Raw genomic sequence first — 23,148 nt, forward strand, 5'->3', positions numbered from 1 at the left:
ATTATATATTATAAATTTTTCTTAAAATATACATATTTTTATAATATTATTTATTAAAACCTAATATATCATCAATATTATCTAATAATTCTTGTACATCTTCGACAGTATAGTCACCCATATGTGAAATTCTAAAAGTTTTTTCTTTTAAATCTCCGTAGCCATTTGCTATTTGGAATCCTCGTTCTTGTAATTTGGAATTTAAATTTGATACACTAATACCTTGAGTATTTTCTATAACAGTAAGTGTATTGGATAAGTGATTTTCATTGGTAAAAATTTGGAAGTGTTTTTTAGCCCAGTTTCTAACTAAGTTTGCCATGTCTTCATGTCTGTTGAACCTGTTATCTAGGCCTTCATCTAATATATTATCTAATTGGAAATCTAAAGCGAACATGTGAGAAAGAGATGGTGTTGAAGGGTATTGGTAGTTTTTCTTGATTAAGTATTCATACATTGCTAACAAATCAAGATATACTCCTCTAAAAGGTACTTGCTTAGCTCTATCGATTGCTTTTTGAGAAAATGTGCAAATAGACATTCCTGGTGGTAATCCCAGTGCTTTTTGTACTGATGTTATACAAATATCTATTCCAATCTTATCAACCTCGACTTTTATTCCACCGGCTGAACTTACAGTGTCTACACAGTAGACCACATCTTTGTACTTTTTAACAACTTCTCCAATTTCTTCTATTGGATTTCTTATTCCAGTTGAAGTTTCATTGTGAGTTACAGTTATCAAATCGTATTCTCCGGTAGAAAGCACCTTATCAACCATTTCTGGTGTTGTTGCCTCTCCTAATTCAACTTTAAATATATCCGCTGGGACATTATTAGCCACTGCCATTTTGTACCATCTATCACCAAAGGATCCACAGGAAAATACTGCTGCCTTTTTGGATGTACAGGAACGAATGGAGCCTTCCATTAAACCAGTTCCGGATGACGTGGATAAAAGTATCGTGTTGTTTGTATAGAATAGTTTTTGCATTTTTTCACTTATACTCTTTTGAAGTATAGATGCATCTTTTCCTCTATGTCCTATCATTGATGTAGCCATCTTTTGCAAGACTTCTTCTTTAACATCAATAGGACCAGGAATAAATAATTTCTTACTCATTATAATTCCCCCCTTTTTAGTTTGTAATATGGATAGCGTTTTTACTGTCCTTATTTTTAATAACTATAATATCAAGCTGAATTAACTATGTCAACACATAATTTATTTTTTATATATAATTTATTTTATATATTTTATGAAAACATTCATTTTATACCTTTTCATAAGTTTGAATATTACGAATTTATTCTTCAAAAAAAATATGCTTTTTACCTATATAAATTTATTTTTTTAGCATGTAAATTTAACGCTATTACGATAAATCTTTTTAGTATAACCAATTTATTTTTATCTTGTATTTTTATTGTATTTTTTAATTTTAAGTTTTTAAAATATAAAATTTATGTTTTAAAATATAAAATTTTTATTTAATCAAAGTTCAATATATTCCACTTTTTCTTTCGATTCTTCAAAAAACCATTCTTCATTAGAAAAATCACCTTCTGCAATTTGCCCAATAGGCATTTTCATGTACTTTCCAGTTGCTGTTACTGCTATATCTCCATTTGGTAGAATTATTTCACCTGTACCTTCAAATAATTTTCTGTTTTCTTTAGTTATTCTTCCAACAACTTTTATAGTGGCATCTGTTGGTACTGGTTTCTTATATTTCAATTCTAATGATACTGTCACTCCCCATATTTGGTCATCATTTATACTTACAGCTCTTCCAATAGTCTCATCTAATATTGCAGCAGACATACCTCCATGAACTCTCCCAGGATAACTTTGATGCCAATCCTTTGTATTACAAATTGATACAAGTTCCCCATTTTCAAGTTCATAAAAATCTGCTTTAAGTCCTAACTCATTTTGTGTTCCACAAACTAAACAAGATTTGCTACTATTTTGCTTCTTCAAAACTTTATACTTTGCCAAAAAATCCATCTCCTAACCTACATTAGTAGTCGCTTAATATTAAATAATTCTAAAATATATTATATAATATTAATAAAATCACTGCAAACTTCTAATAATAAAAATAGGCTACTTCAATATGATAAGTTTAATTTAAAGTATTATTTTCCAAAAAATAACTTTATCAAAATAGAAACTCAAAGTAGATATAAGCCTCTTTTTCGTTATTAAAATAGTAAAAATATATTTTACTTAATATAAAAAAGAGCGCCTCATTAACTAATAAAGTTTATTTTGAGACACCCCTCATAAAACAAATTATATTACAATAGATTTTTACTAATTCTACAAGTTATATATTTAAATTATATTATTCAAATTAAACTATAATTCTAAATTTCATTTACTATTAATTCGCCCATTTCTCTTGTTCCTACAACATTTCCCACACCATTATAGATATCAATAGTTCTATAACCTTTATTGAGTACACTTTGTACAGCATCTTCAATACACTTAGCTTCTTCTTCTAAGTTAAAACTATGTCTTAACATCATGCTTACAGATAGAATAGTTGCAATTGGATTTACAATATCTTTTCCAGCTATATCAGGCGCACTTCCATGTATTGGTTCATATATACCAAAACTATCTTCTCTAAGTGATGCTGATGGTAACATACCTATAGAACCCGTAATCATAGATGCTTCATCAGATATTATATCTCCAAATATATTATTAGTCACTATTACATCAAATTGGCTAGGGTCTTTTACAACTTGCATAGCAGCATTATCAACATACATATGTGACAGTTCTACATCTTCAAACTCTTTAGCTAAGTCTTCCATTATACTTCTCCAAAGTCTTGAACTCTCAAGCACATTTGCCTTATCTACACTTATAAGTTTTTTATTTCTATTTCTGGCTATTTCAAAAGCTCTCTTACCAATTCTTCTTATTTCATTTTCGTTATATATTTCTACATCATAAGCATTTTCGATACCATCAATGATTTTTCTTCCACGTTCTCCAAAATAAATGCCCCCTGTTAATTCTCTTACAACAACAAAATCAATGCCTTTCTCAACTATATCCATTCTAAGTGGTGAAGCTTCTTTTATACTTTCATACATTGTAGCTGGTCTTAAATTTGCAAATAAACCCAATGACTCTCTTAATTTTAAAAGACCAGACTCTGGTCTTTTATCTCACTTACATTTATCCCACTTTGGTCCTCCAACAGCACCAAGCAATACAGCTTCGTTTTTTCGACAAGTTTCAACAGTTTTATTAGGTAGAGGTTCTCCAGTTTCATCAATCGCGCATCCTCCAGCTAATACATATTCACAATCGAATCTATGATTAAATTTACAACAAATTTTATTTAGAACCTTTATACCTTCATCTATAATTTCCGGTCCAACACCATCACCTTTTATGACTGCTATATTACAATTCATACTCCACTACCCCCTATTTGCTTTTATTGAGTTAATTAAGCCTTCATTTAATATAATATTTTGCATAAACTCAGGAAATGGTTCTGCTTTATATTCTTTTCCTTTTGTTATATTTTTTATCACACCTGTAGAAAAATCTACTTCTATATTATCCCCTTCATCTATGTTATTGGCAGCTTCTTCACATTCAAGTATAGGAAGCCCTATATTTATAGAGTTTCTAAAAAATATTCTAGCAAAAGTAGAAGCAATCACACAGGATACTCCACTTTCTTTTATTACAATTGGTGCATGTTCTCTTGATGAACCACAACCAAAGTTTTTAGTTGCAACTATAATATCTCCTTTTTTTACCTTAGAGATAAATTTATCATCAATATCCTCCATACAATGCGTTGCTAGTTCTTTATAATCAGCTATATTTAAATATCTAGCTGGTATTATTACATCTGTATCTATATTGTCACCGAATTTAAAAACACTTCCATCGGCAATCATAAATTTTACCTCCCTTAAATTATTTCTGATGGTTTTGATATTTTTCCAGTTATAGCTGATGATGCTGCTACAGCTGGGCTTGTAAGATACACCTCTGAATCAACATGCCCCATTCTTCCTACGAAATTCCTATTTGTTGTTGAAATGGATTTTTCTCCTGCTGCAAGTATACCCATATGTCCCCCTAGACACGGACCACAAGTTGGTGTAGAAACTGCTGCTCCTGACTCTATAAAAGTGGTAATATACCCTTTTTCTATAGCTTCAAGATATACTTTTTGAGTTCCAGGAAATATCATAACTCTAACTCCATCTGCTACTTTTTTGCCTTTCATTATCTCAGCTACTACTTCAAGGTCTGATATTCTTCCATTTGTACAAGAACCTATTACAACTTGGTCTATCTTTATATCCTTATCTATCTCATCTACTGTTCTAGTATTTTCAGGAAGATGAGGAAAGGCTACTGTTTCTTTTAGTTCGGCTAAATCTATTTCGTATACTTCATCATAGACTGCATCTTCATCTGCTTCATATATATTTACATCTTTTGTTATAGTTGAACACTTATGTGAATTTATATATTCCATAGTCTTATCGTCTACTGGAAAAATTCCATTTTTTGCTCCTGCTTCTATTGCCATATTACAAATAGTAAATCTATCATCCATAGATAAGTATTCTACTCCATCTCCACAAAATTCCATTGACTTATAAAGTGCACCCTGAACCTCCCATGACTAAAGTCACAGGGTTCCTGCTTCACATAATTTTGCATACTAAAATATGTCTTACCAATTCTCCACAGGCTATCCCCGTAGTTCCTACGGTTCTTACATAAGTTATTTATTTTGAATTGTTATTAGTCTTAATCCTTCTTTTAATATATTTATACTTGCATTTATATCTCTATCGTGAGTTTCATTACAACTAGGACAAATCCATTCTCTTATATTTAAGTCCTTCACTTCCTCGTTTTTATACCCACATTTATTGCATATTTGTGAACTTGCAAAGAATTTACCTACCTTTACACTCATAGGTGTTGGTAGTGATTGATTTCCATCTCTTAAATCGACACTACACCAAATTGGAGCCTTAAATATTTCATTGTCTGGCCATTTACGATTTGCTATTTGCATTTTACCATATCTTTTATACTTCCCATATTTCATGTTATTTCCCCCTTTTTATTTTTTATATCCAGTATACCTTATATTGGCGCAATCCTACCTTATTTAATTCATAAGAATAAATGTCAATTTTATCATTAGAATAAAAATAACCTCATCTCTAATAAAATTAGAGACGAGGTTTTGCTCGCGGTACCACTCTATTTAGCTTTCTAAAAAGCTCCCTTAGTAATAGCCAATATAAATAATTATGATGACTATATTTCCTATAACGTGGAATTACTCCGATTATCCTAAGACTTAAATCTTAGGAAACAGCTCCTAGACAAGTTCAGAACTATCAACTACTAAATCACACCATACTTTAGCTCTCTGAAAGTTTCATTGTTCTTACTACTTCTATTCATCACTTTTTTAATCGTTTAAATTTTCTAAATATTCTGATTTAATAGTTATTAAATACACATTGAAATGTATTGTCAACACAAAAAATAATTATATTTATTTTTGATTTTTGATAAGCAATTTTATAAAACATGCTAACTATTGAAAATAGTATGATATTATGCCTTAAACTTTTTCATCTTTTCATCTAGGATATTTAATAATTTTTTTTCATCTTCCAAACTCAATGCACTTAATCTAATTTTATAATTAGAATCATCAGTATATATGTTTAATATTTTTTTTGCTACTTCTATTTTTTCTATTATTTTATAATTAAACTTTTGATTATGTTTCGATTTTATACTGAATATACATTGATTGTTTATTAATATTGAATGATTATCGAGAGTAAGGTATACTTTTCCCTCATATTTATTTGAAAAATCACGACCTTGTTTAAAAAGAAAAACTGCTGTTATTATACATAAAAGATACAAAATTGTCGTTGAATATATAAAAATTGTGGCTAAAATTATAAGTGCTAAGACCATATATATAGCCATTCCTTTTTTAAAATAACCATTGTCATAATAATTCATATAGATAAACTTGTTTTTACTCAAAATTTTTCACTCCCACGATTCTAAAAATTCACATCAAAAAACTCTATAATTTCATCTTCATGATAATTTATGACTAATTCATCTGGAAAATCTACTGATTCTAAAACTTTCTCTGCATTTTCAAATTCTCCTATAGAATAACATATATGAGAGTCAGTACCAAGAATTACTCTTACACCATACATTTTACATAATGTTAGCATATGACTTGCATTTTCCCAAGTTCCAGTCCTATGAGAGTTTGAACTTAATGATGAATTATTTATTTCTAAAAGGATATTTTTATCTTTAGCTTTCTTTACTATAGGTTCATAATCTAAAGGATACCTACTATCATCTGGGTGTCCAATTATCTTTACCTTGTGTTTATCCATCACATTTAAAATAGCATTTGTATTTTCTTCTTTTGTACCAGAAGCTATACAAGGTCTATGCAGGCTTGCAATTATATAGTCCAAGTGTTGCAACATATCTTCTTGAACATCCAAATTCCCATTATAATCCATTATATTACCTTCTATACCCCTAAGAATCTTTACATCTTCTACTTTACGTGGAAGTAAATGTAGATTATAAAAATAAAATGGATGTGGCCCTCCAGGCATATTAGGTCCATGGTCTGATATTCCTAGATATTTTATATTTTTCTTAATTGCTTCTTCAACATTTTCTTTGAAAGTACTATGTGCATGTCCACTTATTAGAGTGTGACAATGTACATCCATAATAGACTTTTTCATTAAATTTCCTCCTAATATCTTATATAAGTTTTTGAAAATAGCTAAAGGGCTATTTCAAAACTAAAGCTGTCATAATAGACAGAGTAACGTTTTAAAACAGCCCCATTTTTAATTGTTTTACACTTCTAAATCTTTAAATTTATCTTTAAATAACTCTCCAATACTTCCTAAAGATTCTTCTACTTCTAAGTATTCTGTTATATCTTCTTCTGGCTCTCTAGTTGCCTCTTTTATTGAAACTAACATTCTTTTAGTCTTTGGTTTAAAATCAAGAATTTTAACTTTAACTTCATCTCCAATATTCACAATATTAGTAACTTTAGCCACTCTAGTATCACTCAATTCAGATATTGGTAAATACGCGTCTACACCTTCTTTAATTTGAACAAAAGCTCCTTTTTCTATTATTCTAAGAACTTTAGCATTAACAACATCATCAACTTTTACTTCTTTTGCTATTAAGTCCCAAGGGTCATTATTTATGTCTTTTAATGCCAATGCAACTTTTTTAGTCTCTTCATTTACATCTAACACATAAACTTCTACTTCTTGCCCCTCTGAAACAACATCTTCAACACTTTCAACTCTTGTCCAAGCTAAATTATTTATATGTGCTAATCCTTCAATCCCACCAATATCCACAAATGCACCATAAGACATTATTTTTGTCACTTTACCATCTCTTTTTTGTCCAACTTCAAGAGAGTTAAATAATTCTTCTTTAGCTGCTTTAATACGAGCTTTTTCTTCTTCTCTTTCTTGCTTAATTCTTGCTCTTTCAGCTTCTTTTTCTGCTTTAATTTGAGCTCTTCTTTCTTCTCTCTCTTTATTTATACGCTCTTGTAATACATCTCTATGAGATGCTACAAGTCTATTTTTTCTAATATCCAATTCTTTTATATAAACTTCTAAGTTAAGACCAACAAATTTAGATGTGTCTGTAACAAACTTTGTATTAAGTTGAGATATTGGTATAAAAAATGTATATGTATTATAATTAGCAAATACACCTTTATCTATATTTTTTTCAACATTTACAGTTATTATTCTATGTTCATCATAAGCCTTTTGTAATTCAGCAAAATCATTTCTTTTATCAAGTTGTAATTTAGATAAAGTTATTGTCCCATCTTTTTGAGATACTTTTGTTATTACAGCAGTTATTTCATCACCTATGTGGTATAAATCTTCTATATATTGATTTTTTTCTATGTTCAATTCACTTATAGGTATTATTCCATCAAACCCATAGTCTAATCCTAATTGTATTTCATCATTTCTCACTGCAGTTATTTTTCCAGTTGTCAATTCTCCAACTTTCACTTTGCTGAATACTTGCTCTTGCTGGTCAAGTAATTCTTGCATTGTTAAATCATTTTCCATTATAAACATCCTTTCCTCTTATTGATTATCATATCTGTAAATATTATACCATTAATATTGCAAATACTTACATTTTTCTTACTATAATTTTAAAAATAAATTCTACTTTATATCTTTATACATTATAGAAAATATCTTATTAAATTAAAATACAAATTCTAATTTTTATCTAATAAAATATTTTCATAAAAAATTTATATTGTATATCTTATTCTTCTATTGTTTTAGGTTTTGATAGAAAACATTTATAAAATATAAAGAAAGAAATTGCTGTTATAGTGGCTGCTGTTATATCCGCAACTGGCTCTGCTAAAAGCACTGCAAAAAGTTTTTCATTAAAAAATGGTGGAAGTATAAATATTAGTGGTATTAAAAGTACAATCTTTCTAAGAAGAGCTAAAATTAAAGATATTTTTGCTTTTCCAAGTGCTAAAAATGTCTGTTGACAGGCTAGTTGAATACCAAACATAAAAGCACCAGCAAAATATATTTTTATACTCCAACTAGTCATACTAAGCAACTGTGGATTCTTATTAAATATACCAACAAAAAATGCAGGAAATATCATTAATAAAATCCACAAAATCGTAGAATATGTAAAGCATGATAATAGACATAACTTAAATGTCTTCTTTACTCTATCAAGTTGACCTGAACCATAATTGTAACTTATTATTGGTTGTGCTCCTTGTGTAAACCCCATATTAGGAAGCATAAGAATTTGCATTATACTGCTCATTATAGCCATTGAACCTACTGCTAAATCTCCTCCATACATTTGTAATTTACTATTTAAGGCTATAAGTACTAGACTTTCTGTAGATTGCATTATAAATGGAGATATTCCCAAGCCCAGCACAGGTAAGATGATACTTGCTTTGGGTATCATATACTTCTTTTTTATCTTAAGTATACTTTTCTTTCCAAAAAGAAACATAAGTACCCAAATAGCAGAAACACCTTGTGCAATTATAGTAGCTAATGCAGCTCCTTTTACGCCCATATTAAAGCCAAATATAAAAATCGGGTCAAGTACTATGTTTATCAAAGCACCTATAGCAACTGTCATCATCCCAGTTGTAGCAAACCCTTGGGTATTTATAAAAGTATTCATACCCATTGAAATCTGAACAAACACTGTACCTATTAGATAAATATTTAAATAATCCATTGAATATCCAATGGTAGATTCACTTGCTCCAAATATCCAAAGCAAAGGCTCTTTTCCAATCTGAAAACCTATAGTCAAAAGTATTGCTAAAATCACTAGTACAGAAAAACTATTACTCATTATTTTCTCTGCATCATCATTGTTCTGCTCACCCATTTTTATAGCAGCTAACGGTCCTCCTCCCATACCAATTAAATAACTACATGCAGTTATTATAATTATTATTGGAAATGCCACTCCGACACCTGCCATAGCAACTTCTCCACTTTCCATTCTACCAATAAAAATCCTATCAACTATGTTGTATAAAACATTTACAATTTGTGCGATAATAGCTGGTGTAGCAAGTTTAAATAACAATTTACCCACACTTTCATTGCCTAAGTTAGTGTTTGTATTTCCCATCTTAAAACCTCCTTAATCTGTTAATTAAAATTTATCATGATTAAAATCTTATTCTATATAAAAAATTTATTTTATTAATAGCTAAAGTTATAATATTTTCCTCATAAGTAATACTATACTATATTTCATTTGCCATAGTAAACATTTTAGAACTAAATGAATTTAAATACTTTTTCTAATTCTTTTATATAGTTTTAAAAATTTTTTTACATGTACTCATAAAAAAACTATCCAAGTATATTACTTAGATAGTCTTATATTATATGTAGAGAAAGGGCTGAAACTATAACTCCAGATAGCAAATTACCAAGAAATACTCCTATAAAAGCATCTTTTATTCTCATTTTTAATATGGAAGCTATAGCAGATGCAGTCCATGTTCCTGTAGTTGGAAGAGGTATCCCTACAAATAGTATTATACCTACTATTGAAACACTTTTTAATTTCTTCATTCTTGAGTTTATTTTTCTATCAACTATATCAGCAATCCCTTTAAATAGTTTTTTACCTCTTAGAAATTGCAATATGTGCCTAAATGTCAATATCAAGGGAATCGATACCAAGGTAGAACCAATTACACTAAATACATAAACCCATATAGGATTTAATCCCATTGCAATACCTATAGGAATGGCTCCCCTTAATTCTGTTACAGGAACCATAGATAAAATTAATATGTGTAAATATCCCAAACTATTCCCTCCTATTCTAAGCGACTTAAGTTATTAATTTATTTGTTCTATAACCTCACCATTCTTTCTACTAACCAAAAACGCATTTTTAGTTAATGAAAGCATTGGTAAATCACTCTTAGAGTCTGAATATGCATATGAATTTTCATAATCAATTTCTATTCCAAGTTTATCTAATAAAGCCTTTATTCTCTGTACTTTTTCAATTCCTTTACAATTTTCTCCAACGAATTGATTTTTGTATCTTGAATTTTCATAAAACAACTCAGTTCCTATGACTTCATCTGCAAAACCATAGTACTTAAAGTATTTCATATACGCATATGGAGATGCAGTTATCATAATTACAACATTATGCTCTTCTTTATTTTTGTAGATAACCTTTTTCATATACTCATTAATTTTTTTCATTATACAGTCATCAAAAAATCTCTTTAAATCTTCTTCACTAAAATCTACTATTGGATAAAAGATTGCCTCTTTTGCCTTTTTCAACGGTATTATTCTAATCAAATACATAAATAGATTAAAAATAATGTATGGCAACTTTATAACAGTTTTAAAAGTTTTATTTTTTAAAGAGTAAATAAAAAAATCTATCATGCTATCAGTATTTATAACAGTATAATCTACATCGAGTAATAATACACTTTTTTTCATAAGTATTTCCCCATCCTATCACTAAAAAATCAATATTATTAAACATGTAATTATCCACAAGATTACATTTATTTTTAAAGCATTGTCTTTTAGAACAATATCAGTAGGGTTACCTTCATTTATGGTGTTGATTATATAATTATATCTAAGTACGCCATAAACTACAAATATTGTTGTAAATATCATATGTGGCTTTTCTGGATTACTTGTAGAATACAATGCATAACAGACAATTGTAGAACTTAACATAACCACCATCATTTGATTTAAATTTTCTACATCATAATCTCCTAGTATTTTTCTATGTTCAATTGCATCGTCTCTTAAGGTTACTATTTCTTTTTTACGTTTTCCAAAAGCTAAATACAAAGATAAGAAAAATGTACATAATATTATCCAATTCGACAAACTGACATTTATGGCTACACACCCTGCATAAACCCTGAGTATAAATCCAAGAGATATGGAAAACACATCTAATAGTATTATATTCTTTAGTTTAAGAGAATATAATATATTGTTTATCAAATAAAGACTAAGAATTATAGAAAGATTAAAATTAACAACTGTTGATAAACAGATTGAGATTAATGCTAATACTACAAATAGTATATTAGCACCTTTTTTACTTATTCTTCCACTTGCCACCGGTCTATTACATTTTTTAGGATGTTTCTTATCTTTGTCCATATCTATGGCATCATTTAACGCATATACTGATGATGACATTAGACAAAAACATACGAATGCAATAATCGTATTTAACAATAGATTTATATTTAGTATGTTATTTGAAAAAATTATAGCTGAAAATACAAAGAAATTCTTTATATATTGCTTTATTCTCATGAGTTTTATATAATCTGAAATTTTAGTAAGAAGCCTTATATTTGTATTTGTCTGTTTCATAAACTTACTACCCTTTCAATATTATTTTTTAAGCAGGATATGATTTTATCCCTATGTTTAAAATTTCTATAAATCCATTTATATTACTGATTATTATAGTTACCAATAATAATGATAGAAATATATTGTACAGATTTTTTTCATTTTTTCTAAGTGCTTTAGTAAAGTAAGCTAATAAAACTATAACTGCAAAACTAAAATTTATAGTCATAATACTTGAATTGACTAGATTATATCCTACTATTCCATGTAAAACTAGATTAAATATAATTATTCCCATACATAGCTTAGGAACTCTTTTTTCTGAATTTTCAATAACTGATAAAACACAAAAACAAAATGCTAACAATGTAAGAATAACAGGTATTGTTGCAACTTCTCCATTTTGTAGAAATAACCCTTTTTTAAGCTCTGCACCAGGAAAATAAAAAACTGAATACAGAAATCTTTCTATAATCATTGCAATTTTTTCTAAGATTGGTTCTGCACTTATAAATTTCGTATCATACTGTATTACATTTCCGAGATTCATAAAACTCTCATAAGATTTCGTTGAAATTACGCATATATATAGCATTAAGAGAAATACAAATAAATGTTTTAACATCTTACCTATTTTTAATTTAAATTCAAATATCATGTTAAAAAAATACAAATATACGTTGCTAATAGTTATTCCAAACAAAGGAATAGCTACCCATTCTACCAAATAAGAATCTTTTCCTTTCATTTTATTTGCAATAAATATGAAAAATATTAATGTAAACTGACTATATATAAACCTCTCTACATTTAAAGTCATAAATAGTTGTGGGAAAGAAAATATCATTATCATGGTAAGTAAAATTAAAGTTAACCTCTGCATTTTTATCTTTTTAATATGATTAAAAACTAAAGTTATAGACATAGCACTAGTTATTATTTGTAGACAAATTAATCCAAACCCATAAACATTATTAAAATCTGCTGTTCCTGGATTTGCTATTGAAGTACACAGTAAGTATATTGGATATGCAAAAATTGATATAATCGCTGAAAATAATATGTGCTTGCTATTATCTTGAGTTGTAGCAAATACATTTAAATTGAACAAAACACCTGTATCTGTATCTAACAACACATCATAAGTATTGTTTAAATCATAAAATATAGTGGTTTTAGAAAAAAATATCTTAGTTATTACTAAGTAAGTTATTACAACTAATATAAATAAAATTATCTCATTTTTATATTTTAATATTCTACTCATCAATATGTCACCATCCATTCATTATATAGGATTTGCTGCCACCTACAATTTATTCCTTTAATTTTCATAGTTATCTTTATAATATCCTTACTTGTTTTATTGTAATTGAATAGTTCTTTATTTACAACCACAATATTTGCTTTGTTAATGTCGTAATTAAAAGATTATTCGTATAATATAGACTGGTGGTATATGAAATAAGAATTTTTAATCAATGTCAATGTTACTAAATACTATACAAATTTCAAATATAATATAAATTAATTATACTGTAACACTATTAACTCCATCTTCTTCCCATTTTTTAATCTCTTTTAATCTATCAATTATCGGTAAATGTTGAGTACATTCAACTTCACATTTTCCACAAGATATACATTCTTTAGCTTTTACCTTACTATTCATTGTATAATTCCAATGCCCTAAACCGTAAACTAATTTTGTCATTTCTTCATCACTCTTTTTAAACATCTGCTTTTCATTATAAAAAAGCATATAAGCTGGAGTATTAATACCTTTTGGACAGACTTTACAATACCCACATCCTGTACATATTTCGTTCATATTTTTATTTAATCTAGTTTCAATATCATGTATATCTTCATCTGAATAAATTATATTTTCATCTGCAATTTTACATGCATCATCTATATCTTGTTTTTTATTAAATCCTATCAAGGATACACTTACTTGTGGAATTCCTATATTGAATCTTAAAGCTGATTCTATAGTACTTTCACTATTTTTTGCTAGAAAAGAAAGTTCTTTATTATATTTTGGAATAGTTCCTAAATGACTTTTAGTATTTAAAACCATTGATTTTACAGTATTTTCATTTTTTACTTTAATCTTATTGTCAGTTTGATGTCAGTAAAATATTTTATCCACAATTTTTATATAAGTTTTCCACAACTTATCCCCAATATTATCCACAAGAAAAAAAGGTAGCACTTATATTAGTAGCTACCTTTTACTTATTAATCTTCATCCTTCCAGCTTTTTATCCAATCTCCTATTTCCATTATTTTTTCTTCAGTTATTTCTTCTTTATCATGTAATTTTGTAATTAGTTCTGATAAAGGATTGTTATGTAAACCTCCAAAAATTCTTTTGCCTTCTAATTTAAGATATTCTTTTTCTTTTACTAATACTGTATAGTGTACATGTTTCCCAATTCTCTGTGATATTAAGAAACCTTTTTTGGTTAATCTAGCTAAGAGTGTAATTGTAGTTGTATGCTTCCAACCATATATTTTTTCTATTTCATCTGCAACATCTTTTGATATTACAGTTTTATAACCAGTGTTCCAGATATATTTCATAATTTTTAATTCTGCATCTGGTAATTTTTTATTTAGCATAATATATTCCTTCTTTCTATCAAACTTAAAATTATTTTTTGCCATATTTTTATATTTTTTATAAATCTTTTTAATTACTCTTCTATCGTTTCATTTCTTTTATGTATAGTTGTAAAAATTCGTATAAAGAATTTATTATATTCACTTATGTACATCTCTTCTTTTTTAATATTTAAATATTCTTTTTTAGTCGCCAGCACTTCATAACTAAAGTGAAAACCTAACCTCTTCTTTTTTAATATTCTCATTTTTACTAATCTTTTTAGAAGAATTTCTGTAGTACTTTTCCTCCACTTATACCTTTTGCTCATCTCCTCTATTATTTCTTTTTTGGATAGAACAGTCTTTTTCCTCCATAAATACTCCATCAGCATTAATTCGCCCCTACGTAGTTTGTCTATTACATCTTTTTGTTCCATTTATGTCACTTCCTTGAATTAATTTTAATTTAAGTTAATAATAGAACCTTCTAATTTCAAATGATACAGGTAAGTTTTACCATATGTTCTACTCTTTTAGTTTGTTTTCTTAGAAGAAAAATAACTTTCATATCTATAAATTTATTCAATTTTCAAACAATCTTGTTGAATAATAACTAATTCTATTGTATTATTTTAGTTGTAGAATAAAACTAAATCGGCAAAACTAGAGAAATTTAGTGACGCAAAGCTATAGGGACTAAGACTTATATAAATATCTTATGAGTTATGTCAGCCAGTTGCCAAAAAGATGTTTTCTTTTTGTTTTTATGAAAGTTTTTTAGGGGGATAATAATTTATATGTTTGGAAATAAAATGGATAAATGTACACATGTATTGACTGCTTATATTAGCAGTTCGTATGATTATTGTAATTTTTTAGATACACAGTTAGATGATTTTATATTAGAGTACGGAGAAAATGTAGTAGAGTCTTGTTTGCACCAAGTAATGATATTGGTAAGTAAGTATAATTAGATAGACATTGATTTCTAGAGAACCCTTTTTAGTTTTATCTACTTTTAAACATTACTATGTTAAAAAATTAATTAAAATAGATTTATAATATTCATAGTTTTATTTTTTCTTAAAATGCGATATAATAAAGATGTAAATTCGTATTAAAAACAAAAAAGAAACTACAATCTATTGCTCTAGAGCGAAGTTTCAAATTCAAAATAATTTAAGTAATGATTTATTCATTGAAATCGTCTTGATTGCAGTCAGGACGATTTCTTAGTTTATGTAAAGATTCTTTTAATCTACTTATAGAATCAAATAATCTTGTTATAGACTTTACTATTGTTGTAATAGATTTTATTACAATAGTAATATAGTACGCTATAACAAGTATAAACATAAGTGTTTTCATATACTCACCCCCTTTCATACGAAGGTGATTTCTGAAAACTTTCGCCCTTAGATTGTAGTTTCTTACAAGATATATTCTTGCATTTTAATTATAACATAATTTTACAATTATCAAATATCTATTCAATATTAAATACAAATAACTTATATTTTTTCTTCTGTATCATTCATTATAAAATAAAAATCAAATTCACATTCAAGTATTTCTGCAAATTCTCTAATTTCTTTTTCTGAAAAATTATCTCTTGAAAATTTATTTGAAAGATTTTGTCTTGTTTGTCCTGTTTTTTCTGCTAACTCACCTATAGTCATATTTTTTCTTTTTAATATTATTTTTATCTTTTCTCCAAATGAAATTGACATCATAAACACCTCACTTTTCTATATATAATTATACACTATAGAGTTTCTTTTATCTATATTTAGTTTACAAAGAAAACTATTTAATTTCATTTTTATATTTACAAACGACACTTTATAGTGTATAATAAACTTAACAAATTAATTATTGGAGGTATTTAAAATGATAAAATTTGAAGTAGGTAAAACTTATTTTGCAAAAAGTGTTTGTGACCATGACTGCATATACACTATAGAGGTTATTAAAAGAACTGATAAAACTATAACTTATAAAGAAGATGATACTGTTAGACGTGCTAAAATCCGTTTTAATGATGATAATAATTGTGAATACATAAGGATTGGAAATTATAGTATGTCACCTAATTTCAGTGCTGAAAACATGGTCCTGGAGGATAAAGAAATTATATCTACCATAGAAAAATACTTCGTGATAAGTCGCTACTATGACAATGGTAAAACTATTGCTTTTATAGAAATGAATAGCACTAAATATAAGACTGAATATATTAGAAACTTCGACCAATATGTAGATGAATTTTCTACATTAGAAGAAGCAGAAGAATGCTTACAAGAATGTCTTAGTGCTTAAGAGGTGATACAAATGTGTTTTAAAACTTATATACTAAAAAGAGAAGTAAATAACAAACAAATAGAGATAACTCGAAGTTTTGACTTAGATAATCTGATTTATACTGCAACAGAAATATTGAAAGAGAATGAGATTGACTTGATAATTACAGATGAAAAAAACAATGTTGTTTGGAGAAATGAAAAAAGCACTCCCCCTCAAGAGAATGCTTAGTTATAACTATAGAAGTGTATTGGTAGTACACTTCTATTTTTTATTATATCATTAATTTTGTGTATGAAAAAGAGCTATTTAAATCAATTTTAAGGTGTGTTGAGTAAGGTTCTTGATAGTTTATATATATATTAATTAATTTCAAAAAAATAAAACACTCTTTTTTATATGAGTGTTTATTTTTCTTCTCTAGTTTCCAATGCAATTTTTTCTTTCTTCCTGTACATAACTTTTATAGCTTTATATATTAATTCTCTTTCCTCATGATTTAAATTTTTAAATAAGTTTTTAAAATTATCAAAAGCTAATGTATCTTCAATATCTATATTCCCATATACTAAATAATCAACTGAACATTGAAAATAATTAGCTAATTTTTTTAATGTTGAGAGCTTTGCATTGTCAGTTCCTTTTGTATAGAAGCCAGAAATAGTTGTGTAAGGGATACCACTTTCTTTTGACAATTGAGCCTTAGTTATATTTTTAGAGTATAGTAATTTATCCAAGTTTCCTGTAATTTTAAACACCTTCTTTATGTATATTTAAGACTTTTTTCATCATCCCAATAATCAAATCTTTTGTTTCATCATCAATTTGATTGAATAAATAATTAAACTCTTTTGTTTTTGCATCTGTATTTATAGTGTTCATATCATCAAAATCATTTAATGTACAGTTTAATGCTCTAGCAAGTGATTTTAAAGTTTCAAATTTAGGGTCTTTTGTAGTTCCATTTAGTATTTTATCTAATGTTCCTTTAGGAACATTTGACAACTCAGATAATTGTTCTGATGTAAGATTTTTCTTTTTCCTTAATTCATTTATTTTCTTGCCACAATTACTTCCTTTTGAAAAGATTTCTCCTATCCCAGTTTCTAACCACTCTTGATTAACATTATATATATCGCAAATATCTGTTTTAACACGCTCAGTTAGCCCTACTTTCCCAGTTTCAATGTTTCCATAATTTGAGCGACTTATTTTTAATGATTCAGACATCTGTTCTTGTGTAAGTTTTAAAATCTTTCTTAATTCTATTAAATTTAATCTTATAATTCTATCTTTTTCAGACATTAATCTCACCTACTTTTTAATAATTGTTGCAATTTTATTAATTCTTTAATTTGGTTAATCGCACATTCTTGAAATTCGATCGAAAGTTCCATTAGCAAATCAGTTGCTTCTGAAATATTCCTATTACACTTATTTTCTATGTACATTTCTCCAGTTCCATTTGTAAGCCATTCTTTATTAACGCTGAATGTACTACAAATATCATCTATTAATCTATCACTAGGTATTGCTTTAGATTTATCTGATATAAACTTAGATATATAAGATGAGTCAACTTTTATCTTGTTTGCAAATTCAACTTGTTTTATTTTTTCATTTTCTATTAAGATTTTAATTCTCTTACCTATATCACACATTTATATCACCCCTATATTGTCCTTTTTACAATCTCATTTAAAGATGCTATGTATGTAGCATCTAACTTAGAAATATTTATTACTAACTCTTTTAAATTTCCATCCTTTGAACTAGCTATCTTATAGAATACTTCTCCCAATGTTGAATATATATCTTCTTTTGCAGATATATACATATCACCTGTACCAGTTAAAATCCATTCTTTATTAATATTAAAAATTTCACACATATAATTAATAAGTAAAGGTTTTGGTTCAACTCTATCATACTCTATATTACTTATAACATCTTTACTGACACCAAGTTTTTTACCAAAAGCTGGTTGAGACAAATTAGCATCTTTTCTTACCTTTTTAATTCTTTTGCTTATAGTTTCATTAGACAATTATATCACCTCTCTATAATTAAATTAGACCCTTTACAATTTCATTTAAATTATTTATATACGTATCATTTAGTTTAGAAATATTTATAACTAATTCTCTTAAATTTTCATTTTGAGATATAGTTATATTGGCAAAAACTTCTCCTAGAACAATATCACATTCTTGCGAAATAAACTCCCCCCCCTCACCAGTTTCTAGCCAATGTTTGTTAACATTAAAAACTTCACACATGTGAGCAATAAATACTGTTTTAACTTCTACTCTATTATTTTCTATATTGCTTATAACATCTCGACTTACACCAAGTTTTTCTCCAAATTTTTGTTGAGATAAATTTATATCTTCTCTTATTTCCTTTACTCTTTTATTTATATCTATATTAATCATAACATCCCCCTCAAAATAAATATATTTATTATTATTCTTTAGACATTTTTTCTAAAAATTTATTATGTAAATTATCTTTAGCTTCTATATATGCCTTTTCAGCATCTTCTATGTTATCATAGTAACCTAGACTATAATGTGTTTTCTTAAATTCTATTTGAGCACAGTATTTTCTTTTTTCTTTGTTCCAATAAACCCCTCTAATTTTAGTTTTTGAATTAGAATATGCTTCTGTCTTTTTTATAATAGATAAATTTGTATTATCAACAATATTTTTTTCTCTGTGTACTTTTAAAGCTATCTTTGCATTTTTTATATTAGATTCCTTTTTTAGACATCCACATGATTTAGTTCTACCAGTAGTTAAATTGTTTTCTGCTGTCTCAATCTCATTTCCACAATCACACTTACAAGCCCAAACATAATGACCACTTCTTGCCTTTTCTCCTGTATTTTTTATCGCTGTCAACCTGCCAAACCTTTTATTTGTTAAATCATTTTGTTTAAATTGTGTGCTGCTTTTCATACATCCACATGCTTTTATTCTTTTCAAACTGTCTGCTCTTATCCATTTTTCATTGCCACAATTCTCGCATTTACATAAGCAATATTTCCTATTGTTTCTTTGTTCCATGCCTAGTATTGTAAGATTTTCAAATTTATCTCCAATTTCCATGTTTTCACTTCCTATAAGTATTTTATAAACATTTCTTTTATCTTAGCTTCAAATTCTTCTGTTGTTATATATTCATCTTTGTAATTTTCTTCTAATTCTTCAATATCTCCATCTTCTTCTAAATATGTTTCGTGTTTATAATATAAGTCATAAACTTCATTAAATAAAGAGCCATCTACATTGTATAGATGTTTTTCACAAGTTGCTAAATCTTCATAACTAGCCCCTTCACCTACACATTCTCCTTCAAAAATATTTATATCGTAATCCTTAAATTCACACTCTGTTGCAATTTTAAACCAATACTCACATAAATTTATTATAGCATCAACACATTTTTCTTTACTTATTTTATAGCAACTAATTCCTGCTTCAAAATGTTCTCCATCTCCGCACATGCTACTTCTATGTTCTTTTCCTCTAAAACCTTTATCAAAATCGAGTCTGATGAATTTCTCCATTTTTTATATCCCCCTTTGTTTATCTCTTTCTTTAATTATATTATAATCTATATGAATATCTAAGTCAACACTTTTCCAAAGTTTTTTCTTTGTTTTTCAAAAATATAACTTTGATTAACATAGATTATTCTTTTCCTTTTAAATTTTTTATGTTATTATATAAATAAGAGAGGTGTAAAAAATGACATGGAAGAATGAAATTAAAAGTATTCTTGTAAAAGAAAATATCAGCATGAATGAGTTGAACAATTTAATGAATGAACATAATAATAAGAATAATACAGTTGAAAATTTAAGACAAAAAATAAATAATGAGACTATGAAGTATAGTGAAATCTTGACTATTGCTAGTTTGATAGGATATGAAGTTATTTGGAAAAAGAAAGAAAAGTAGACATAAAAAAAGAAGGTAACAACTAACTAGTTGCTACCTTTTAATCTATCTATCAATAAAATCTAATGCTTTATAAAGTGTATCAAATCTATCATTTCCCTTTATCATTGTGTATTTTTCTTTAGTTATAGAATCTATCTTATTACATGCTCCTCCACCTACAATATACAGATTTTGCGTCTGACCAGGTATATATTCTTTTATATCACATACTCTACATTCTTCTTTCTTATAATTCCAACCAATAACCTCAGCTGGTATTCTGTCAACCTCTCCATCATAGACTATTGTGTATTTTATCATACTATTCACACCCCCATCATTTTTTATCTTATCTTTAAAATCTACCCATAATTTTGGATTATCAAGCATCTTACGAGGACAATATTTTTTCTTAGCGTCATAGTGTCTTATTACTTTATCTGTACTAATATTTAAATCTTTCATGAGTTTTCTAGTTAAATCTATTGCATTTTGTCTTGCTTTTGTGTAATTACCATCACGATTTACACATATTTCTATATTAATACTATTGTAGTTTGTAACTCCTGCAACTAATGCAGTTCCATAGCTTTTACCAACTGCCCACGCTCCATCCTTGTGGTCTAGTGTTTGATATATTACTTTATCATCTACATAGTAATGTACACTTGCTTCTAAATTACCATTATTAAGTGCTTGTGCATGTCTCTTAGCATCTGCTCCCTTGTCCTCGTTATCAGTCTCATGAATCACTATGAACTTTGCATTATTCTTATTTGGATAACATTTTTTCTTTGTTAACATCTTTATTATATCTACCATTATTTTTCACCATCCTTCAATTGTTTGTAGGTTTGATTTATACCTATTGATATACCCCAACAAATTACGCCTTGTAAGACTGCATCAGCATTTAATCCTAACATCCATACTGAAAAACCTATTCCAAGTATCAATAATACTACTGGAATATACTTATTATCTAGTTGCTTATATTTCTTGCAACCTGCTCCTATAACATAAAGAGCAGCTACTAAAATTAGCAACTGCTCGGGTATAAAACTTATTAAATTATCCATCTCTTATCCTCCTAATTAATTAAAATATTCCTTTTTGTATTGCAAATATAAAGAATCCTACTAGTGTTGTAATCATTGTGCCAATTAGCCATTTCAACATGCTTGTAAGTGAGTTTAAATTCTCGCACAATGCTTTTAACTCTGCCTTAGATTCTATATTTGCCACTTTTAATTCGTCTATTTCATCATTATGTTTATTTATTGTTACCTCATGTCGTTTCAAATTGTCTTTGAAAAGTTCTTCATTCATGTAAGCCTCCTAATAATTGAAATAAAAAAGAACCATTATACTGTTGGTTCTACTGGTGTTTCTTCTTTATTTAATAAACCTGTTAACTCTAAATATTGTTCCTCTGTAATTCTATTTACAGCATAGAATACATCCATTTTATGCTGTAAATCCTCTCTAGTACTATAGTTCTTTTGTTCTATCATTAATTTTAATAAGTTATACATATCATTTCCTCCTAAATATTATTTAATTTGATATTTTCTACTTCAAATGCTGTGTTTATTATCTCAGAATCTCTATTTTTATTTTCTTCTTTTAACATACTTAATTCTTTTTCTAATGCTTGTAATCTCTTTTGTTCATCTGTCAAAACGACTTCTATGTCTTTGATGTTTAGTTCTTTTGTAACTGGATTTATAGACTCTATATACTGTTTACTATAGTCTATACTTCCAAATTCAACATCTAAGTAATGTAACTCTGTTATTGCATCATGTTCTAAAACATTACCTGTTGCTTCTCCTGTTTGGAATATTATTTTCCCGTCTTGATTGTAAATTACTCTATTTTCTCTATCCATATTAAATTACCACCTTCTATTTTATTCATAAGCATACCATGTAAAACTTTCTCCAACAACACACACATATTCGTTTTCTCCGCTAAGCCTACCAGTATGTGCTACACTTAGCACAAAAGAAGTATTGGAATAGCTTTTAATAAGTGTTGAAGAACCAAAATATTCATAATTCCCTTCAAAATACCTACCTACAACACCAACAATATTGTCACTAGCGATTTTAGGGTATCTAACATATTTAGACCGAGTTTTATTTTTAAGTGTAAAATTTTCAACAACAATCAAGCGAGGAATAAAATCTAAATTAAACCTCACCTCAAGAGTTTTTATTCCACTTTCCAAATTAATATAAAAGTTTTCATAATCATTTT

The 23,148-nt window shown here is 27.5% G+C and carries 33 protein-coding genes, 3 pseudogenes, 1 riboswitch and 1 other annotated feature; of the genes and pseudogenes, 4 read left to right on the forward strand and 32 right to left on the reverse strand.

Annotation, left to right across the window (positions count from 1 at the left end; all coding sequences use genetic code 11):
- Positions 1–46: 46 nt before the first annotated feature.
- The 17 genes and pseudogenes from KGF42_RS15685 to KGF42_RS15765 form a co-directional block, all read right to left on the reverse strand.
- The gene (locus tag KGF42_RS15685; protein WP_227821606.1) at positions 47–1,123 is read right to left on the reverse strand and encodes a pyridoxal-phosphate-dependent aminotransferase family protein; all 1,077 of its coding nucleotides are present in this window, start codon (positions 1,121–1,123) and stop codon (positions 47–49) included.
- 372 nt (positions 1,124–1,495) lie between these two features.
- Positions 1,496–2,011, reverse strand: a complete 516-nt coding sequence (locus tag KGF42_RS15690) for a PaaI family thioesterase (RefSeq protein ID WP_003437086.1) — start codon at positions 2,009–2,011, stop codon at positions 1,496–1,498.
- Positions 2,012–2,373: 362 nt separating this feature from the next.
- Positions 2,374–3,444, reverse strand: a pseudogene (gene leuB / locus KGF42_RS15695) (3-isopropylmalate dehydrogenase).
- 6 nt (positions 3,445–3,450) lie between these two features.
- A complete protein-coding gene (gene leuD, locus KGF42_RS15700) occupies positions 3,451–3,942 on the reverse strand; it encodes a 3-isopropylmalate dehydratase small subunit (RefSeq protein ID WP_227826647.1) in 492 nt (163 codons plus the stop codon).
- A gap of 14 nt (positions 3,943–3,956) precedes the next feature.
- A pseudogene (locus KGF42_RS15705) lies at positions 3,957–4,673 on the reverse strand (aconitase family protein); the annotation flags it as partial.
- Between the two features lie 111 nt (positions 4,674–4,784).
- Positions 4,785–4,976: pseudogene (locus KGF42_RS20545) on the reverse strand (zinc ribbon domain-containing protein); the annotation flags it as partial.
- A 267-nt stretch (positions 4,977–5,243) separates the two neighbouring features.
- Positions 5,244–5,491, reverse strand: a binding site (T-box leader).
- Positions 5,492–5,638: 147 nt separating this feature from the next.
- Complete coding sequence (locus KGF42_RS15715; RefSeq protein ID WP_054272911.1) at positions 5,639–6,085, reverse strand: hypothetical protein; 447 nt, start codon at positions 6,083–6,085, stop codon at positions 5,639–5,641.
- A 20-nt stretch (positions 6,086–6,105) separates the two neighbouring features.
- Positions 6,106–6,825, reverse strand: coding sequence for a phosphatase (locus KGF42_RS15720; protein ID WP_054272910.1), 720 nt, complete (start codon positions 6,823–6,825; stop codon positions 6,106–6,108).
- Positions 6,826–6,942: 117 nt separating this feature from the next.
- Positions 6,943–8,217: a S1 RNA-binding domain-containing protein gene (locus KGF42_RS15725; protein WP_227826649.1), complete on the reverse strand. Its 1,275-nt coding sequence runs from the start codon at positions 8,215–8,217 to the stop codon at positions 6,943–6,945.
- A gap of 199 nt (positions 8,218–8,416) precedes the next feature.
- The gene (locus KGF42_RS15730; protein WP_227821611.1) at positions 8,417–9,784 is read right to left on the reverse strand and encodes an MATE family efflux transporter; all 1,368 of its coding nucleotides are present in this window, start codon (positions 9,782–9,784) and stop codon (positions 8,417–8,419) included.
- Between the two features lie 254 nt (positions 9,785–10,038).
- Positions 10,039–10,476 carry a small multi-drug export protein gene (locus KGF42_RS15735; RefSeq protein ID WP_107594310.1) on the reverse strand — a complete coding sequence of 146 codons (438 nt, stop codon included), beginning with the start codon at positions 10,474–10,476 and terminating at the stop codon, positions 10,039–10,041.
- Positions 10,477–10,509: 33 nt separating this feature from the next.
- Positions 10,510–11,136 carry an HAD family hydrolase gene (locus KGF42_RS15740; protein WP_227821612.1) on the reverse strand — a complete coding sequence of 209 codons (627 nt, stop codon included), beginning with the start codon at positions 11,134–11,136 and terminating at the stop codon, positions 10,510–10,512.
- 21 nt (positions 11,137–11,157) lie between these two features.
- The gene (locus KGF42_RS15745; protein WP_227821613.1) at positions 11,158–12,045 is read right to left on the reverse strand and encodes a decaprenyl-phosphate phosphoribosyltransferase; all 888 of its coding nucleotides are present in this window, start codon (positions 12,043–12,045) and stop codon (positions 11,158–11,160) included.
- A gap of 28 nt (positions 12,046–12,073) precedes the next feature.
- Positions 12,074–13,294, reverse strand: a complete 1,221-nt coding sequence (locus tag KGF42_RS15750; protein WP_227821614.1) for a DUF6080 domain-containing protein — start codon at positions 13,292–13,294, stop codon at positions 12,074–12,076.
- 264 nt (positions 13,295–13,558) lie between these two features.
- Positions 13,559–14,110: a 4Fe-4S dicluster domain-containing protein gene (locus KGF42_RS15755; RefSeq protein ID WP_227826650.1), complete on the reverse strand. Its 552-nt coding sequence runs from the start codon at positions 14,108–14,110 to the stop codon at positions 13,559–13,561.
- Positions 14,111–14,271: 161 nt separating this feature from the next.
- Positions 14,272–14,655 carry a BlaI/MecI/CopY family transcriptional regulator gene (locus KGF42_RS15760; RefSeq protein ID WP_227821620.1) on the reverse strand — a complete coding sequence of 128 codons (384 nt, stop codon included), beginning with the start codon at positions 14,653–14,655 and terminating at the stop codon, positions 14,272–14,274.
- Between the two features lie 74 nt (positions 14,656–14,729).
- Complete coding sequence (locus tag KGF42_RS15765) at positions 14,730–15,074, reverse strand: BlaI/MecI/CopY family transcriptional regulator (RefSeq protein WP_227826651.1); 345 nt, start codon at positions 15,072–15,074, stop codon at positions 14,730–14,732.
- Positions 15,075–15,283: 209 nt separating this feature from the next.
- Positions 15,284–15,381: riboswitch (cyclic di-GMP riboswitch) on the forward strand.
- Positions 15,382–15,434: 53 nt separating this feature from the next.
- On the opposite strand from KGF42_RS15765, the gene KGF42_RS15770 reads away from it, so the two are divergent.
- On the forward strand, positions 15,435–15,611 hold the full coding sequence (locus KGF42_RS15770) for a hypothetical protein (RefSeq protein WP_227826652.1): 177 nt from the start codon (positions 15,435–15,437) through the stop codon (positions 15,609–15,611).
- Between the two features lie 217 nt (positions 15,612–15,828).
- On the opposite strand, the gene KGF42_RS15775 is transcribed toward KGF42_RS15770, so the two are convergent.
- Positions 15,829–16,005, reverse strand: coding sequence for a hypothetical protein (locus tag KGF42_RS15775; protein ID WP_227823528.1), 177 nt, complete (start codon positions 16,003–16,005; stop codon positions 15,829–15,831).
- Between the two features lie 143 nt (positions 16,006–16,148).
- Entirely contained in the window at positions 16,149–16,370 is a 222-nt protein-coding gene (locus tag KGF42_RS15780) for a helix-turn-helix domain-containing protein (protein WP_227826653.1), read from the reverse strand.
- 157 nt (positions 16,371–16,527) lie between these two features.
- Here KGF42_RS15780 and KGF42_RS15785 point away from each other — a divergent pair, with 157 nt between their 5' ends.
- Positions 16,528–16,956, forward strand: a complete 429-nt coding sequence (locus KGF42_RS15785; protein ID WP_021411434.1) for a hypothetical protein — start codon at positions 16,528–16,530, stop codon at positions 16,954–16,956.
- Between the two features lie 12 nt (positions 16,957–16,968).
- Positions 16,969–17,169, forward strand: a complete 201-nt coding sequence (locus KGF42_RS15790) for a hypothetical protein (protein WP_227826654.1) — start codon at positions 16,969–16,971, stop codon at positions 17,167–17,169.
- Positions 17,170–17,345: 176 nt separating this feature from the next.
- On the opposite strand, the gene KGF42_RS15795 is transcribed toward KGF42_RS15790, so the two are convergent.
- Genes KGF42_RS15795 through KGF42_RS15825 form a run of 7 tightly spaced genes read right to left on the reverse strand, consistent with a single transcriptional unit; the run spans position 17,346 to position 20,510 of the window.
- Positions 17,346–17,675: a helix-turn-helix domain-containing protein gene (locus KGF42_RS15795; protein WP_255650979.1), complete on the reverse strand. Its 330-nt coding sequence runs from the start codon at positions 17,673–17,675 to the stop codon at positions 17,346–17,348.
- Between the two features lie 13 nt (positions 17,676–17,688).
- Positions 17,689–18,243, reverse strand: a complete 555-nt coding sequence (locus KGF42_RS15800; RefSeq protein ID WP_227826656.1) for a helix-turn-helix transcriptional regulator — start codon at positions 18,241–18,243, stop codon at positions 17,689–17,691.
- A gap of 5 nt (positions 18,244–18,248) precedes the next feature.
- Positions 18,249–18,599, reverse strand: a complete 351-nt coding sequence (locus KGF42_RS15805) for a helix-turn-helix domain-containing protein (protein ID WP_227826657.1) — start codon at positions 18,597–18,599, stop codon at positions 18,249–18,251.
- An 11-nt stretch (positions 18,600–18,610) separates the two neighbouring features.
- A complete protein-coding gene (locus tag KGF42_RS15810; protein ID WP_227826658.1) occupies positions 18,611–18,985 on the reverse strand; it encodes a helix-turn-helix domain-containing protein in 375 nt (124 codons plus the stop codon).
- Between the two features lie 19 nt (positions 18,986–19,004).
- Entirely contained in the window at positions 19,005–19,373 is a 369-nt protein-coding gene (locus KGF42_RS15815) for a helix-turn-helix transcriptional regulator (RefSeq protein WP_227826659.1), read from the reverse strand.
- A gap of 31 nt (positions 19,374–19,404) precedes the next feature.
- Positions 19,405–20,049, reverse strand: coding sequence for an AP2 domain-containing protein (locus KGF42_RS15820; RefSeq protein ID WP_227826660.1), 645 nt, complete (start codon positions 20,047–20,049; stop codon positions 19,405–19,407).
- Between the two features lie 11 nt (positions 20,050–20,060).
- A complete protein-coding gene (locus tag KGF42_RS15825; protein WP_227826661.1) occupies positions 20,061–20,510 on the reverse strand; it encodes a hypothetical protein in 450 nt (149 codons plus the stop codon).
- Between the two features lie 181 nt (positions 20,511–20,691).
- On the opposite strand from KGF42_RS15825, the gene KGF42_RS15830 reads away from it, so the two are divergent.
- The gene (locus tag KGF42_RS15830; RefSeq protein ID WP_227826662.1) at positions 20,692–20,904 is read left to right on the forward strand and encodes a hypothetical protein; all 213 of its coding nucleotides are present in this window, start codon (positions 20,692–20,694) and stop codon (positions 20,902–20,904) included.
- 45 nt (positions 20,905–20,949) lie between these two features.
- On the opposite strand, the gene KGF42_RS15835 is transcribed toward KGF42_RS15830, so the two are convergent.
- The 6 genes from KGF42_RS15835 to KGF42_RS15860 form a co-directional block, all read right to left on the reverse strand.
- A complete protein-coding gene (locus KGF42_RS15835) occupies positions 20,950–21,708 on the reverse strand; it encodes a peptidoglycan recognition family protein (RefSeq protein WP_227826663.1) in 759 nt (252 codons plus the stop codon).
- Entirely contained in the window at positions 21,708–21,965 is a 258-nt protein-coding gene (locus KGF42_RS15840) for a phage holin family protein (RefSeq protein ID WP_076639254.1), read from the reverse strand. The genes KGF42_RS15835 and KGF42_RS15840 overlap by 1 nt, the downstream gene beginning before the upstream one ends.
- A 19-nt stretch (positions 21,966–21,984) precedes the next feature.
- Positions 21,985–22,215, reverse strand: a complete 231-nt coding sequence (locus tag KGF42_RS15845; RefSeq protein ID WP_077699836.1) for a hemolysin XhlA family protein — start codon at positions 22,213–22,215, stop codon at positions 21,985–21,987.
- Positions 22,216–22,250: 35 nt separating this feature from the next.
- Positions 22,251–22,421, reverse strand: coding sequence for a hypothetical protein (locus KGF42_RS15850; RefSeq protein WP_227826664.1), 171 nt, complete (start codon positions 22,419–22,421; stop codon positions 22,251–22,253).
- Positions 22,422–22,432: 11 nt separating this feature from the next.
- A complete protein-coding gene (locus KGF42_RS15855; RefSeq protein WP_227826665.1) occupies positions 22,433–22,777 on the reverse strand; it encodes a hypothetical protein in 345 nt (114 codons plus the stop codon).
- 21 nt (positions 22,778–22,798) lie between these two features.
- Positions 22,799–23,148, reverse strand: a 350-nt coding sequence (locus KGF42_RS15860; RefSeq protein WP_227826666.1) for a hypothetical protein, incomplete at its 5' end; no start/stop codon positions are given.

Origin of the sequence: Clostridioides sp. ZZV15-6383, assembly GCF_020657735.1 — a bacterium.
In the GTDB taxonomy this organism is placed as follows: Bacteria; Bacillota; Clostridia; order Peptostreptococcales; family Peptostreptococcaceae; genus Clostridioides; species Clostridioides difficile_D.

Excerpts from the sequence above, each read along its gene's own strand:
- KGF42_RS15830 (WP_227826662.1), top strand. The coding sequence starts at position 20,692 with ATGACATGGAAGAATGAAATTAAAAGTATTCTTGTAAAAGAAAATATC.
- KGF42_RS15685 (WP_227821606.1), bottom strand. The coding sequence starts at position 1,123 with ATGAGTAAGAAATTATTTATTCCTGGTCCTATTGATGTTAAAGAAGAA.
- KGF42_RS15720 (WP_054272910.1), bottom strand. The coding sequence starts at position 6,825 with ATGAAAAAGTCTATTATGGATGTACATTGTCACACTCTAATAAGTGGA.
- KGF42_RS15785 (WP_021411434.1), top strand. The coding sequence starts at position 16,528 with ATGATAAAATTTGAAGTAGGTAAAACTTATTTTGCAAAAAGTGTTTGT.
- KGF42_RS15765 (WP_227826651.1), bottom strand. The coding sequence starts at position 15,074 with ATGGAACAAAAAGATGTAATAGACAAACTACGTAGGGGCGAATTAATG.
- KGF42_RS15740 (WP_227821612.1), bottom strand. The coding sequence starts at position 11,136 with ATGAAAAAAAGTGTATTATTACTCGATGTAGATTATACTGTTATAAAT.
- KGF42_RS15745 (WP_227821613.1), bottom strand. The coding sequence starts at position 12,045 with ATGAAACAGACAAATACAAATATAAGGCTTCTTACTAAAATTTCAGAT.
- KGF42_RS15775 (WP_227823528.1), bottom strand. The coding sequence starts at position 16,005 with ATGAAAACACTTATGTTTATACTTGTTATAGCGTACTATATTACTATT.
- KGF42_RS15760 (WP_227821620.1), bottom strand. The coding sequence starts at position 14,655 with ATGCTAAATAAAAAATTACCAGATGCAGAATTAAAAATTATGAAATAT.
- KGF42_RS15755 (WP_227826650.1), bottom strand. The coding sequence starts at position 14,110 with ATGGTTTTAAATACTAAAAGTCATTTAGGAACTATTCCAAAATATAAT.
- KGF42_RS15850 (WP_227826664.1), bottom strand. The coding sequence starts at position 22,421 with ATGTATAACTTATTAAAATTAATGATAGAACAAAAGAACTATAGTACT.
- KGF42_RS15800 (WP_227826656.1), bottom strand. The coding sequence starts at position 18,243 with ATGTCTGAAAAAGATAGAATTATAAGATTAAATTTAATAGAATTAAGA.
- KGF42_RS15790 (WP_227826654.1), top strand. The coding sequence starts at position 16,969 with ATGTGTTTTAAAACTTATATACTAAAAAGAGAAGTAAATAACAAACAA.
- KGF42_RS15730 (WP_227821611.1), bottom strand. The coding sequence starts at position 9,784 with ATGGGAAATACAAACACTAACTTAGGCAATGAAAGTGTGGGTAAATTG.
- KGF42_RS15750 (WP_227821614.1), bottom strand. The coding sequence starts at position 13,294 with ATGAGTAGAATATTAAAATATAAAAATGAGATAATTTTATTTATATTA.
- KGF42_RS15780 (WP_227826653.1), bottom strand. The coding sequence starts at position 16,370 with ATGATGTCAATTTCATTTGGAGAAAAGATAAAAATAATATTAAAAAGA.
- KGF42_RS15855 (WP_227826665.1), bottom strand. The coding sequence starts at position 22,777 with ATGGATAGAGAAAATAGAGTAATTTACAATCAAGACGGGAAAATAATA.
- KGF42_RS15845 (WP_077699836.1), bottom strand. The coding sequence starts at position 22,215 with ATGAATGAAGAACTTTTCAAAGACAATTTGAAACGACATGAGGTAACA.
- KGF42_RS15815 (WP_227826659.1), bottom strand. The coding sequence starts at position 19,373 with ATGATTAATATAGATATAAATAAAAGAGTAAAGGAAATAAGAGAAGAT.
- KGF42_RS15725 (WP_227826649.1), bottom strand. The coding sequence starts at position 8,217 with ATGTTTATAATGGAAAATGATTTAACAATGCAAGAATTACTTGACCAG.
- KGF42_RS15825 (WP_227826661.1), bottom strand. The coding sequence starts at position 20,510 with ATGGAGAAATTCATCAGACTCGATTTTGATAAAGGTTTTAGAGGAAAA.
- KGF42_RS15770 (WP_227826652.1), top strand. The coding sequence starts at position 15,435 with ATGTTTGGAAATAAAATGGATAAATGTACACATGTATTGACTGCTTAT.
- KGF42_RS15690 (WP_003437086.1), bottom strand. The coding sequence starts at position 2,011 with ATGGATTTTTTGGCAAAGTATAAAGTTTTGAAGAAGCAAAATAGTAGC.
- KGF42_RS15840 (WP_076639254.1), bottom strand. The coding sequence starts at position 21,965 with ATGGATAATTTAATAAGTTTTATACCCGAGCAGTTGCTAATTTTAGTA.
- leuD (WP_227826647.1), bottom strand. The coding sequence starts at position 3,942 with ATGATTGCCGATGGAAGTGTTTTTAAATTCGGTGACAATATAGATACA.
- KGF42_RS15820 (WP_227826660.1), bottom strand. The coding sequence starts at position 20,049 with ATGGAAATTGGAGATAAATTTGAAAATCTTACAATACTAGGCATGGAA.
- KGF42_RS15805 (WP_227826657.1), bottom strand. The coding sequence starts at position 18,599 with ATGTGTGATATAGGTAAGAGAATTAAAATCTTAATAGAAAATGAAAAA.
- KGF42_RS15835 (WP_227826663.1), bottom strand. The coding sequence starts at position 21,708 with ATGGTAGATATAATAAAGATGTTAACAAAGAAAAAATGTTATCCAAAT.